The sequence below is a fragment of the Rhodococcus yananensis genome (genome assembly GCF_020515525.1).
In the GTDB taxonomy this organism is placed as follows: Bacteria; Actinomycetota; Actinomycetes; order Mycobacteriales; family Mycobacteriaceae; genus Rhodococcus; species Rhodococcus yananensis.
In genome coordinates this window covers 1-11,635 of the sequence record NZ_JAIYEP010000102.1, presented here as the reverse complement: position 1 = coordinate 11,635, position 11,635 = coordinate 1, and the positions used below count along the sequence as shown (strand labels likewise).

The following is an 11,635-nucleotide window of genomic DNA, read 5'->3' as shown; positions in this document are numbered from 1 at the left end:
AGGGTACATCCGATCGATCGGATCGATCGGATGTACCCTTCGCTCACACCGCCGGGGGCGTACCCCCACCGGTGTGGGGGTACGCCGCTCAGCGCAGGGTGACCTGCCGGCTGCGGATGCCGTCGCGGGAGCGACGTTCCGCGGCGGTCAACGGGGTGTCGTCGGCGAGCGCCGCCTCCAGTCGCGCGCCGAACTCGCGGGTCGGTTCCACCCACTCGTCGGGGTGCTTCTCGCGGTCGAGGTCGAACACCGGCACCAGCAGCCCGTGCGTGCGGAACGAACCGGCGAACCGTGAACCCTCCCCGAGGTGCAGGCCACCCGCCGCGTGCACCCGCGACAGCGCCGACATCAACGCGTCCTCGTCCTCGTCGCGGATCCAGCGGATGTGTGCCTTCTCGCCCGGATCCACCCACCACGCGGCGACGAGGCCGTCCGCGTCGAGGCGTGCCGACGGCAGCACCGCCGCGTTCGCCTGCTGCACCATCTGCGCGACATCCGGTGCCGGCTCGACACCTTCGGGAATCCACCAGGAGAAATCCTGGAACACGGTGACCGCCGGCAACGTCTCGGCGTCGAGCAGATCCGTCAGGGCCGGGGTGTCGTCACCCGGTGACGCGACCTGCAGCGACGTGCCCGCCTCACCGGTGCGCGCCCACGCGATCGCGGCGGCCAGCTCCGCCGCCGGATCCGGTCCGGGGGCCGCGAGCTGCAACCCGACGTAGCCGACGACGTCGTCGCCCTCCTCACGCACGAGCGCCGCGACACCACCGGGAAGGATGGTCGCGCCGACGATCCGGCGACCGTCACCGGTGACCGGCAGGTCCACCAACGCCGACGGCACGAACTCGCGGAGCGCGACGAGGTCGCGTTCGAGGGCGATCCCCTCGAACGGGCGGGTCGGCACCGCCGACGCCGCCTCCCGCTCGAGCCTGCGCTGCTCGAGCTTCGCCGCACGGTTGCTGCCGGGCTTGGGCCCGCTGTTTCTCTTGCTCTTCTTCGCCACGGCGCAAAACTACACGCCGGGTGCCGCGGCGAGCTGCGCCTTGGTGCGCCCCGGGTGGTTGGTGGCGACCCAACCGACCCCGAGCGCGCGGCACAACTCGACGTCGGCGGCGTCGTCGACCGTCCAGCAGTACGTGGCGCGGCCGGCGAGCGCGGCCTTGTCGACGAGGTCGCGGTGTTCGCGCAGCGTCGCGATGGACGGGCCGATCGCCGTCGCCCCGACCGTGGTCGCGGCGCTCCCCCCGAGGTAGCGGGACGTCTCGCCCAGCAGCACGGTGGGCAGCAGGGGCGCCGACCGGCGGATGCGCCACACGGCGCTCGCCGCGAACGACATCACGACCACCCGCGAGAAGTCCGCCGAGGCCGGGGTCGCCAACCCGAACCGGGCCAGTTCGGCGAGCAGTTTCGCCTCGACGAGACTGCCGTACCGCACGGGATGTTTCGTCTCGACGAACAGTTTCACGGGGGTGCTCGTCCAGTCGAGGGCGAGTTCGAGCAGCTGCCGCAGCGTGAGCAGGCCGGCGGGCTCATCGGGGCTGCCGTAGTCGAACTCCGACAGCTCGTCGAGGGTCATCTCGCTGACCACGCCGGTGCCCGACGACGTGCGATCGACGGTGCGGTCGTGGATGCACACGAGCTGGCCGTCCCGGGTCAGCCGCACGTCGCATTCGAGTCCGTCGGCGCCTTCTTCGAGGGCCAGTTCGTAGGCGGCGAGGGTGTGTTCGGCCTTCGCTGCAGACGATCCCCGGTGTGCGACGACGCGCGGGGTGGCGGGTCCCGTCACGACGCGACCACCTCGCGTCGGGCGGGTGCGCCCTCGGCGCCCTCCGCGTCCTCGGCGTTCTCGGCGTTCTCGGCGTCCTCGGCGAGCGCATCGCGTTGGGCCGGTTCCGCCGGCGGCGGAGCGATCGGCGCGACCGGTGCGTTCGCGGGACCGGACGCAACGGTGAACCGACGACGGGTGAGCGGACGTCCCCGCAGGTCGGTGTCGTCGAACAGGCGGAGCACCCACAACGTCGCGACGGCAACGGCAGCGGCGACGGCAGCGAGAAGCGCGGTGAGCAGCACCGCATCGGCGCGGGCCTGCAGGGTGTCGCGCTGACGCCACAGCAGGACGACGACGGCCAGCACCGTGTTCACGACCATGAGCACCCACCAGCCGCGGACCGCCCGCAGCAACCGCGGATCGTCGCCCGCGGCCTCCGTGAGATACACACCCGGCAACGCGGCATTGACCCCGGGAACCACCGATGCCGCGACGATCTGCCAGGTCGGCCGCGGATCCGATCGGCCACGCGCGGCGAACACGCGGCGGCGTATCTCCACGACCCGCAGCGCCGACGCACCCGCCGCGGCGAGTGCCACGACGAGCCCGACGATCTGCGTCGCCCACACCGCCGCGTCGGACAACGCCAGGACGAGGGGGTCGACGAGCCGGGTTCGGTTGAACAGCAGCAGCGCGTAGCGCGCGCCCTCGGCGAGCGCGGCGAGGGCGAACACCGCCGCGGTACCGACGAGCAGTGTCGGCGCCAGATCGGCGAGGGTGTCGGCGCGGGTCGGTTCGTCGTCGCGGCGAACCGGTTCGTCCAGCAGCCCCCAGCGCGGCATCTCCGCGTAGGACGGTGTCCCCCGACGTGTCGCCGGTCGCGGACCCGACGACGGGTCGGCGACCGCGCCGGGGGTGCGTGCCACCCACCGGAAGTTGCGTCGGGACGGCGGCACCGCGATGTGGGTGTCGACCGGGGACAGCAGCAGACCGTGACAACCGGGGCACCACTGCAACGGCTGATGCCCGACCGGCCACCGGTTCTCGCAGCGGACGCAGATCTGGTAGGCGGCCATCAATAGATCTTCGCCGGGGCGTCGCCGTCACAGACCAGGGGCAATCCCTGTTGTTGCCACGCCACCATGCCACCGTCGACCTGGTAGGCGTCGAATCCGATCCGGTTCAGGTATTGCACCGCACCGATCGAACGGCCACCTTGCCGGCACACCACGTACACCTCGGCGTCGATGTCCACATCGTCGACCCGGGAGGGAAGATCGGCGAGGGGAATGTGCAGTGCCCCGGGCGCGTGCCCGAGTTCCCATTCGTCGTCCTCACGCACATCGAGCAGCACCGATTCGGTGCCCGGGTCGGGAACCTCTCCCACCGCCACGGTGGGCACGTCGGAAACACTCACGTCCCAATAGTGGCACGCGTCATCGACCGGTGTGGCCGCCGGGAGCGGTGGAGGGCCTCCGAGCAGGAGTTGTCCACAGTTTCCACAGGTTCATCCACAGGCAACTCCGGGCCCGGCGACGACTACTGCGCGGGGGCCTTCTCAGCTCCCTGCGCTGCGCCGCCGTCCCGCAGCAAGCAGTACCTGCGCTCGAGTGCGGCAACCACGCCCTCGCCGGAGAGCTGGTCGCCTTCCCCTGGCGAGCAGGGATCATCCGCCACAGCAGCGACACCGACCGCGGAGGCCGGAATCGTGCGGCGACGGCAACGCACCGGTCGCCAGGGGCAGAATGTGGACGGCCACCCGCACGGAATCTCGACAGACCGGAGACGAACCACCGTGGAACTACGTATCTTCACCGAACCCCAGCAGGGCGCGTCCTACGAGGATCTGCTCGCCGTCGCGAGGACCGCGGAACGCCTCGGATACGGCGCGTTCTTCCGATCCGATCACTACCTGGCGATGAACGTCGAGGGTCTGCCCGGGCCGACCGACGCGTGGATCACGCTGGCCGGTCTGGCCCGCGACACGTCGACGATCCGGCTCGGCACGCTCGTGACGTCGGCGACCTTCCGGCATCCCGGCCCCCTCGCGATCACGGTCGCGCAGGTCGACGCGATGAGCGGTGGCCGTGTCGAGTTCGGGCTCGGCTCCGGCTGGTTCGAGGACGAACACCGCGCCTACGGCATCCCGTTCCCGCCGCTGAAGGAACGGTTCGATCTGCTGGAGGATTCGCTCGCCGTCATCACGGGCCTGTGGGACACCCCGATCGGCGACACCTTCTCGTACGAGGGGAAGCACGTGCGGATCGAGGATTCCCCGGCGCTTCCCAAGCCCGTCCAGTCGCCGCACCCGCCGATCGTGATGGGCGGTGCCGGCAAGAAGCGCACCCCGGCGCTGGTGGCGAAGTACGCGAACGAGTTCAACGTGCCGTTCAAGTCCGTCGACGAGACCGCGGACCTGTTCGCTCGGGTGGGTGAGGCCTGCCGCGCCGTGCAGCGCGACCCCGCCGAACTGACGTATTCGAACGCGCTGGTGGTGTGCTGTGGACGGGACGACGCGGAGATCGCGCGCCGCGCGGACCGGATCGGGCGTGACGTCGCCGAGTTGCGGGAGAACGGGCTGGCGGGCACCCCCGCCGAACTCGTCGACAAGATCCGCCGGTACACCGAGATCGGGACGCAGCGCATCTATCTGCAGGTGTTGGACCTGGCGGATCTCGAGCATCTCGAGTTGATCGCGGACGAGGTCATGCCCGCCGTCACCGATCTCTGAGCAGTCGCGGGGCTCCGCCCCGCCCGCTCAGTGGCTGCTGGTGGAGCCGAGGAACGCTTCGATCTCCCGGCTCCACCGGTCGGTCCGGGCACGGTCGATGCGCCAGCGGGCGAACACGAAGGCTCCGGTGGCGAAGACGCCGGCGAAGGCGAACAGGGACACCCCCGCCAGGACACCCGCGAATCGCGCGGCGCCGTCGCTCATCGGCGGCAGCGACTGCTCGCCGGCGCGGTCGACCCACACCTGCACCTCGTCACCGGCGACAGCGGAATCGTCGGCCTGCACGACACCGTGCCGCTCGATGCCCTGCCACTTCCACGTGGCCGGTGCCGTCATCGCGGTGGCGTAGGTCATGTCGCCCCAGCCGGCGGCGTCGAGCGCGGGGTCGGTGTCGAGGGTCGCGGTGACGGTCGCGCGTTCGGCCTGCTGCTGTTCGGCCAGCGCCGTCTGGTTGCCCCAGGTGACGACGGAAGCCCAGATCGACAGTGGAACGAGGAGCAGCAGTACCGCGACGAACAGCGTGAACACCCGGGATTCGAGGCGATCGGTACGTCGGACCAGCGGGTTCGCACCGCGCCGCACCCGCCGCATCCGCGTGAGATATTCCGCCGTGTTCGTCATTTCGGAGACCCGATCCCTTCCCCCCGGCCGTTTTCCCTCCATCCAGGGTGCTTCGGTCGTCATCCCGAAACAAGGAAGCGCGGTCAGGTCACACTGTGCATTTGCACACACGTGTGTTCGTCGTGTGTGCTCGGCCCGGGTGTGCCCCGGGCACCCGTCAGGCACCGAGGCCGACGGGACAGCTGACGCCGGTCGCGTGCACCGGGCAGTACCCGGCGGGGTTCTTCGCGAGGTACTGCTGGTGGTAGTCCTCCGCGTAGTAGAACTGGGTCAGCGGCGCGATCTCGGTGGTGATCGTCCCGTACCCCGCCTGCTCGAGACGCTGCCCGAACGACTCGGCCGTGGCCTCGGCGACCTCCACCTGCGATTCGTCGAGTGTGTAGATCGCGGACCGGTACTGGGTGCCCCGATCGTTGCCCTGCCGCATCCCCTGCGTCGGATCGTGGTTCTCCCAGAACTGCCGCAGGACCTGCGTGTAGCCGATCACATCGGGATCGAACACCACGAGGACGACCTCGGTGTGCCCGGTGCGTCCCGAACACACTTCCTCGTAGGTGGGATTGGGGGTGTATCCACCGGCGTACCCCACCGCGGTCGAGTACACGCCGTCGAGCTGCCAGAACTCCTTCTCGGCACCCCAGAAACAACCCATGCCGACGATCGCGATCTGCAGCCCCTCGGGGAACGGGGGAACGATCCGGTGACCGTTGACGTGGTGGACTTCCGGCACCGGCATCGGGTCGGCACGACCGGGCAGTGCGTCGTCGGCCCGGACCATCTGCGCCGTGGATCCGGCGTGGGCGAGAATGTCGTCGAACCAGGACATGTCCCGATGCTACGCGGACGCGGACTGCGGCGCGGGTGCCGCGACGGCGGGCCCGTCCGCGCCCACCGGCTTGCGTGCGAACCACCTGTCGTTGATCCATCGCGCCGCCGGCATCTCCACACCCCGGTACAGCAGTTCGGCTGCCAGGCCCACCGCCACGAGCAGGCACACGATCGCACCGGTCTCACCGAGGAAGGGCACGGTGTTCTCGTACGCGCGGTACATCACGAGGGTGTGGATGAGATAGATCGCGTAGCTGCGGGTCGCCACCCACTTCACGACGCGGGACCGGGCGATACGGCCGTCCACCCGCGACACCAGCACGACGCACGCGAACACCACCGCGATGGTCCACAGGTAGCTGCTGCCCGCCCAGTACACCTGGGTGTCGGTGGCGAGCACCACGACCTGGGCCTGTGCGAGCAACGCCACGAGCAGCGCCGGCACCGAGATCAATCCGGCCCACGCGAGGTAGGCGATCTGCCCGAGGAACACGGCCGGCAGGGTTGCGGCGATCTTCGACAGGAACGGCACCGAGTAGGGCTCGGGGACGTACAGGTTGTAGACGATGACCAGCATGCACAACGCCGCGCCGAGCACGGGGACGGCGGCCGGTGCCGACCGCAGCAGCGACCGTCCGGCGGCGCAGTACAGGTAGAACGCGATCTGCACCGCGAGTGTCCACGCCACACCGAGCACCGCGACCTGCGGTTTCAGGAAGAAGGCGCCGAGGAAGAAACTGAGGAACGCTTCGCTGTTGCCGACGCCGGTGTGGCCGCTGAACATGCCGTTGATACCGAGTCGGACCAGCACGATCGCAAGAGCGATCGCCACCCAGAACGCCGGGATCAGACGGGTGATGCGGGCGGCGAGGAACCGTCCGGGCCGTTCCCGGATCGCGGACCGGGTGATGAGCATCCCGGTGAGCATCATGAAGGCCGCGACACCGACGAACGACAGATGGTTGTTGAGTCCGGCACCGGCGATCAGGACGTCGTAGGTGAGATCGATACCCCACCATCCGGTACCGAGATCGTCGATCAGATAGAAGCTGATGTGCGAGTAGACGACTGCGAAGGCCGCGAGGCATCGCAGCAGGTTCACGCCCGGCAAGCGGACACGCGGCGCCTCGGCTCCGCGTGCCGGATCGTGAAGGAGGAGCCGAGACACCCCGCTGATGTTACTTTCCCGTTCATTCGGGGTTCCACTGAGCGCAGCCTCACCGCATTTCGCACCTGACGGTGAACCCGTCCGGGACGGGCGGGGACGGCGGGCGTTGCGGGCGGTGAACCGACGTCCGGCTGTGCCCGCGCCTTGCGGACGGTGTAGTTATGGGTTTGGGTGGATACCCGATAGGAACAATCGGGTGCGCGCCGGTGAGCATTTCGGATGCACGCCGGTGGGCACATCGGGCACCCACCCGAACAGACATCGATTCGATCGAAGGGCCCACCCGGCCCGCACAGAAGGGATCCTTCGTGGCTGAGTACACGCTTCCGGACTTGCCCTACGACTACGCAGCCCTCGAGCCGCACATTTCGGCGAAGATCATGGAGCTGCATCACGACAAGCATCACGCCGCCTACGTCGCGGGCGCGAACACCGCCCTCGAGAAGCTCGCCGAGGCCCGCGAGAACGGCACGCTGGCGGCCCAGGCCACCAAGCTCGAGAAGGACCTGGCGTTCCACCTCGGTGGCCACACCAACCACTCGGTGTTCTGGCAGAACCTGTCCCCCGAGGGCGGCGACAAGCCGACCGGTGAGCTCGCCGCGGCGATCGACGACGCGTTCGGCTCGTTCGACAAGTTCCGCGAGCACTTCTCCGCGAACGCGAACTCCATCCAGGGCTCGGGATGGTCGATCCTCGCGTGGGATTCGATCGGCAGCCGTCTGCTCATCGTCCAGCTCTACGACCAGCAGGGCAACATCCCGATCGGCCTGACCCCGCTGCTCATGCTCGACATGTGGGAGCACGCCTTCTACCTGCAGTACCAGAACGTCAAGGGCGACTACGTCAAGGCGTTCTGGAACATCGTGAACTGGGCCGACGTGCAGGGTCGCTTCGAGCGCGCCCGCACCGCGACCTCCGGGCTGATCGTCTAGTCACGGATCACCGCACACCGGGAAGGGGACGCCGCAGCGGCGTCCCCTTCTCCGTTCTCCGACCTCGGGGTTTCCACTGTGCGGTGGATCCTGTTCCGTTCCGGTGCGTCCGCCGCTAGCGTGCCGCCCATGCCGACGACCGAACCCGACATCATCCGCACCGGACTCGCCTTCCCGGAATGCCCTCGCTGGCACGACGGGTTCCTCTGGTTCACCGACGTGTACGCCGGCGAGGTGCACCGCCTCGAGCCGGCCACCGGGGAATCCGAGGTGGTGGCCCGCATCGACGGTCACCCCGCGGGGATCGGGTTCCTGCCCGACGGCAGGCTCCTCGTCGCGGCGGGACACATCAAGAAGGTGCTGCGCCGCGAGGACGACGGGAGCCTCGTCGAACACGCCGACCTCTCGCACATCGCGACGGGGCAGCTCAACGACATGTACGTCGACCCGTCCGGACGCGCGTACGTGGGGAACTACGGCGACGCGAGTGCCCCGCCCAGCCCGGCCGCCCCGGCGACGCTGGCGCTCGTCGAGCCCGACGGCACCGTACGGCCGGTCGCCGACGACCTGCTGTTCCCCAACGGCATGGTCGCGACCGCGGACGGCACGACACTCGTGGTCGCCGAGACGCGCGCGGTTCCTGGTCGACTCTCGGCGTTCACGGTAAGGCCCGACGGTGCGCTCTCCGAGCGTCGGACGCTCGCCGAGTTCGACGAGACGGTGTTCCCCGACGGCCTCGCGATCGACGGTGAGGACGCCGTGTGGGTGGCGTCGCCGTTCAGCGGCGAGGCGCTCCGCGTGGCCGCGGGCGGGACGATCGTCGACCGGGTGGCGATCGCGAATCCGTATGCGGTCGCGCTCGGCGGTGAGGACGGCCGCGATCTGTTCGTCTGCACGTCCGCGACGTGGCAGCCGGACGCGGCGATGCGCGACCGGGCGGGTGCCATCGTGCGTGTGCGGGTGCCCGTGGCACGTTGAGCACCCCGACGTCGGGTGTGTCGGCACTCGCACCCTCTTGTGTGCCAGGTCGCAAAACGGTCATTCTTCACGTGAGGCCTGCGAGGGATCGGAGGTGCGATGAGGGAGAGCGGACACATCGGTCTGACGGCGTTCCAGTCCGACGGGACCCTCCGCGGGTTCGTGGTGTCGGGGCGCTGGCCGACGAGCACCCGCGAGTGGACGCAACTGCTCGCGATGACGGTGCGCATCGCGTCGCTGCCGGGTCTGCTGCCGACATCGACGGTGTTCGATGCGCGCGAGGAGCTTCCGGACGATCCGGAGCCGGACACTGTGGGGTTGGTCGTCGCGGCGGGCCCGGTCCTCGGCGACGCCGCGGTGGAACCGGGCTGTTTCGCCGGCCATCAACCACCGGCACTGATGGTGCTGCATCCACCGTCGGAGACCACGCCGTCGCTGCCGGAGAACACGGGTGTCGCGTCCGGGTGTGTGCTGCTGCCCGGGGTCCCGTATCTCGGTCTGGACCACCGGGCGGCGTGGGTGGAGGCGGAGCCCGACGGGACGATCACGGCGCTGGTCAGTAGGCTGAACGTGGATCCGGACAGGGATCCCGACACCGCAATTCTGGCGATGCTGCTCACTGCATGAGCACATGACGAAATCGAGAATTCGGCTCTCCTGAAATTAGCATTACCTTTGCATCCCGCCTCCGGGCGGGCTATCGTTGCTGCAGCGAAGGGGAGTAGCCCCCAATCGCCGCGTCGACACACTGGCCTCCGGGCCCGGCGCGGCGAACCGGATCGTCTCCGGTGGGCGAGACCTTCGGCCGTCGACGCACCCCCGCGTCCGACGACCGGAGGAAGGCCCGTTTCCTCCACACATCGAAGGAGGAAGCACCGCATGTGGTCTGCGATCCTGCTGAGTTTCGCCGTCATCTTCGTCGCCGAACTCGGCGACAAATCCCAGCTGATGGCCATGACGTTCGCGCTGCGTCACCGCTGGTGGGTGGTCCTGACGGGCATCCTCGCCGCGACCACGACGGTGCATCTCGTCTCGGTCGCCGTCGGCCACTACCTCGGTGTCGCCATCCCCGCGCAGGCCATGTCGATCGTCGGGGGCGTCGCGTTCCTGTTCTTCGGCGCGTGGACGCTGCGCGGCGATTCGCTGGACGACGACGAGCAGTCGAAGGCGCAGCGGGCGACCCGCTCGGCCTTCCTCGCCGTGACATCCGCGTTCTTCCTCGCCGAACTCGGCGACAAGACGATGCTCGCGACCGTCACGTTGGCCGCCGACAACGATTGGGCCGGGGTGTGGATCGGGTCGACGGTCGGGATGGTCGCCGCGGACGCGCTCGCGATCGTCGCGGGCGCCGTACTCGGCCGGCATCTGCCGGAGAACGCGATCCGGCTCGGGGCGTCGGCCCTGTTCTTCGGTTTCGGTGCGTGGATGCTCGGGGAGGGCATCGCCCCCGACGTCGCGCCCGTCGGGCCGATCGCGGGCGCCCTCGCGTTCGCGGTGTCGTCGGTCGTGGCGGTCGCCGTGTCGCGGCGGACGTCCCGCCACCGGTTCCCGCGGGCGCTGGCGCTTCCCGCGGATGCAATTGCGGCGGAGGGAAACGAATCGACTCGCGGGAACGCCACCACCGGGGGACACACCGCATCCGGGGATTAGGGTTCGAAGCGTCCTATCACTCGGCAGCAGGAGCACGACCGTGGAGATCCGAGGAACCGCAGCACTCGTCACCGGAGCGGCATCCGGGCTGGGCGCCGCCACCGCACGCCGTTTCGCCGAAGCCGGAGCCACCGTCTTCGGTCTCGACCTCGACAGGTCCGTCGACCGCGTCGGCGACGACACGCCCGCCGGGGTCACCCTGATCCCCACCGACGTGACCAGCGCCGACGAGGTACAGGCCGCCGTCGACCGGATCGTCGACTCCGGGGTGCCGCTCCGCATCGTGGTGAACTGCGCCGGCGTCGGCTGGGCCGGACGCATCCTGTCGAAGAACGGTCCGCACGACCTGGAACTGTTCCGCACCGTCATCACGGTGAATCTGCTCGGTACCTTCAACGTCATGCGGTTGGCCGCCGACGCGATCGCGAAGACCGATCCCGTCGACGACTCCGGGCAACGCGGCGTCATCGTCAACACCGCCTCCGTCGCCGCCTTCGAGGGACAGATCGGGCAGATCGCGTACTCGGCGTCGAAGGGCGGGGTGCACGGCATGACGGTGCCCGCCGCGCGCGATCTCGCCCAGTTCGGGATCCGGGTGAACACGATCGCCCCCGGCATCGTCGATACGCCCATGCTCGCCGGGGTCACCGAGGACTACCGCCGCGGACTGGAGGCGGGCGTGCCGTTCCCGTCGCGGCTCGCGCAGCCCGCGGAGTACGCACAACTCGCGCAGATGATCGTCGAGCACGACTATCTCAACGGCGAAACCATCCGCATGGACGGTGCGCTGCGCATGGCCCCGCGATAGCGCCCTCCCCACCCGTGCGTGTTTCTGGTGGCCCCGACAGCAGTGCGAACCCCTGGGTGAGCGTGATCGGTTTGACGAGCGCGAGCCACGCCTTCTGACTCTTGGTCAGACCGCCGTCGTCGACGGTGAGTTCGGCGACGACGTCCGCCCA

The 11,635-nt window shown here is 69.4% G+C and carries 14 protein-coding genes; 6 read left to right on the top strand and 8 right to left on the bottom strand.

What is annotated here, in order from left to right; translation table 11 throughout:
* Positions 1-88 precede the first annotated feature (88 nt).
* From LDQ05_RS17870 to LDQ05_RS17855, 4 genes are read right to left on the bottom strand one after another with little or no spacing between them, the layout of a single operon-like run.
* Positions 89-1,003: a DUF5926 family protein gene (locus LDQ05_RS17870; protein ID WP_226438296.1), complete on the bottom strand. Its 915-nt coding sequence runs from the start codon at positions 1,001-1,003 to the stop codon at positions 89-91.
* Positions 1,004-1,012: 9 nt separating this feature from the next.
* Positions 1,013-1,786, bottom strand: coding sequence for a glycerophosphodiester phosphodiesterase family protein (locus LDQ05_RS17865; RefSeq protein ID WP_226438295.1), 774 nt, complete (start codon positions 1,784-1,786; stop codon positions 1,013-1,015).
* A complete protein-coding gene (locus LDQ05_RS17860) occupies positions 1,783-2,844 on the bottom strand; it encodes a DUF4328 domain-containing protein (protein WP_226438294.1) in 1,062 nt (353 codons plus the stop codon). Before LDQ05_RS17860 ends, LDQ05_RS17865 begins: the two co-directional genes overlap by 4 nt.
* The gene (locus tag LDQ05_RS17855; protein WP_226438293.1) at positions 2,844-3,185 is read right to left on the bottom strand and encodes a rhodanese-like domain-containing protein; all 342 of its coding nucleotides are present in this window, start codon (positions 3,183-3,185) and stop codon (positions 2,844-2,846) included. Before LDQ05_RS17855 ends, LDQ05_RS17860 begins: the two co-directional genes overlap by 1 nt.
* 378 nt (positions 3,186-3,563) lie before the next feature.
* On the opposite strand from LDQ05_RS17855, the gene LDQ05_RS17850 reads away from it, so the two are divergent.
* Positions 3,564-4,499, top strand: a complete 936-nt coding sequence (locus LDQ05_RS17850) for an LLM class F420-dependent oxidoreductase (protein WP_226438292.1) — start codon at positions 3,564-3,566, stop codon at positions 4,497-4,499.
* A gap of 27 nt (positions 4,500-4,526) precedes the next feature.
* On the opposite strand, the gene LDQ05_RS17845 is transcribed toward LDQ05_RS17850, so the two are convergent.
* The 3 genes from LDQ05_RS17845 to LDQ05_RS17835 all read right to left on the bottom strand — a co-directional run bounded on the left by LDQ05_RS17845 (position 4,527) and on the right by LDQ05_RS17835 (position 7,050).
* Positions 4,527-5,120: an Rv1733c family protein gene (locus LDQ05_RS17845; protein WP_226438291.1), complete on the bottom strand. Its 594-nt coding sequence runs from the start codon at positions 5,118-5,120 to the stop codon at positions 4,527-4,529.
* A 157-nt stretch (positions 5,121-5,277) separates the two neighbouring features.
* Positions 5,278-5,946 carry a peptide-methionine (S)-S-oxide reductase MsrA gene (msrA, locus tag LDQ05_RS17840; RefSeq protein WP_226438290.1) on the bottom strand — a complete coding sequence of 223 codons (669 nt, stop codon included), beginning with the start codon at positions 5,944-5,946 and terminating at the stop codon, positions 5,278-5,280.
* A 9-nt stretch (positions 5,947-5,955) separates the two neighbouring features.
* Complete coding sequence (locus LDQ05_RS17835) at positions 5,956-7,050, bottom strand: acyltransferase family protein (RefSeq protein ID WP_308013271.1); 1,095 nt, start codon at positions 7,048-7,050, stop codon at positions 5,956-5,958.
* Positions 7,051-7,424: 374 nt separating this feature from the next.
* Here LDQ05_RS17835 and LDQ05_RS17830 point away from each other — a divergent pair, with 374 nt between their 5' ends.
* From LDQ05_RS17830 to LDQ05_RS17810, 5 genes are all read left to right on the top strand, one after another.
* Positions 7,425-8,048 carry a superoxide dismutase gene (locus LDQ05_RS17830; protein WP_226438288.1) on the top strand — a complete coding sequence of 208 codons (624 nt, stop codon included), beginning with the start codon at positions 7,425-7,427 and terminating at the stop codon, positions 8,046-8,048.
* A 129-nt stretch (positions 8,049-8,177) separates the two neighbouring features.
* A complete protein-coding gene (locus LDQ05_RS17825; protein WP_226438287.1) occupies positions 8,178-9,026 on the top strand; it encodes an SMP-30/gluconolactonase/LRE family protein in 849 nt (282 codons plus the stop codon).
* 99 nt (positions 9,027-9,125) lie between these two features.
* The gene (locus LDQ05_RS17820) at positions 9,126-9,653 is read left to right on the top strand and encodes a peptidase (RefSeq protein ID WP_226438286.1); all 528 of its coding nucleotides are present in this window, start codon (positions 9,126-9,128) and stop codon (positions 9,651-9,653) included.
* Between the two features lie 252 nt (positions 9,654-9,905).
* Positions 9,906-10,676, top strand: a complete 771-nt coding sequence (locus LDQ05_RS17815; RefSeq protein WP_226438285.1) for a TMEM165/GDT1 family protein — start codon at positions 9,906-9,908, stop codon at positions 10,674-10,676.
* Between the two features lie 40 nt (positions 10,677-10,716).
* On the top strand, positions 10,717-11,484 hold the full coding sequence (locus LDQ05_RS17810) for an SDR family NAD(P)-dependent oxidoreductase (RefSeq protein WP_226438284.1): 768 nt from the start codon (positions 10,717-10,719) through the stop codon (positions 11,482-11,484).
* On the opposite strand, the gene LDQ05_RS17805 is transcribed toward LDQ05_RS17810, so the two are convergent.
* A partial coding sequence (locus LDQ05_RS17805) for a hypothetical protein (protein WP_226438297.1) occupies positions 11,432-11,635 on the bottom strand: 204 nt, incomplete at its 5' end. The genes LDQ05_RS17810 and LDQ05_RS17805 overlap by 53 nt on opposite strands.

Coding starts and splice junctions, on each gene's coding strand:
- LDQ05_RS17860 (WP_226438294.1), bottom strand. CDS start 2,844: ATGGCCGCCTACCAGATCTGCGTCCGCTGCGAGAACCGGTGGCCGGTC.
- LDQ05_RS17845 (WP_226438291.1), bottom strand. CDS start 5,120: ATGACGAACACGGCGGAATATCTCACGCGGATGCGGCGGGTGCGGCGC.
- msrA (WP_226438290.1), bottom strand. CDS start 5,946: ATGTCCTGGTTCGACGACATTCTCGCCCACGCCGGATCCACGGCGCAG.
- LDQ05_RS17825 (WP_226438287.1), top strand. CDS start 8,178: ATGCCGACGACCGAACCCGACATCATCCGCACCGGACTCGCCTTCCCG.
- LDQ05_RS17820 (WP_226438286.1), top strand. CDS start 9,126: ATGAGGGAGAGCGGACACATCGGTCTGACGGCGTTCCAGTCCGACGGG.
- LDQ05_RS17815 (WP_226438285.1), top strand. CDS start 9,906: ATGTGGTCTGCGATCCTGCTGAGTTTCGCCGTCATCTTCGTCGCCGAA.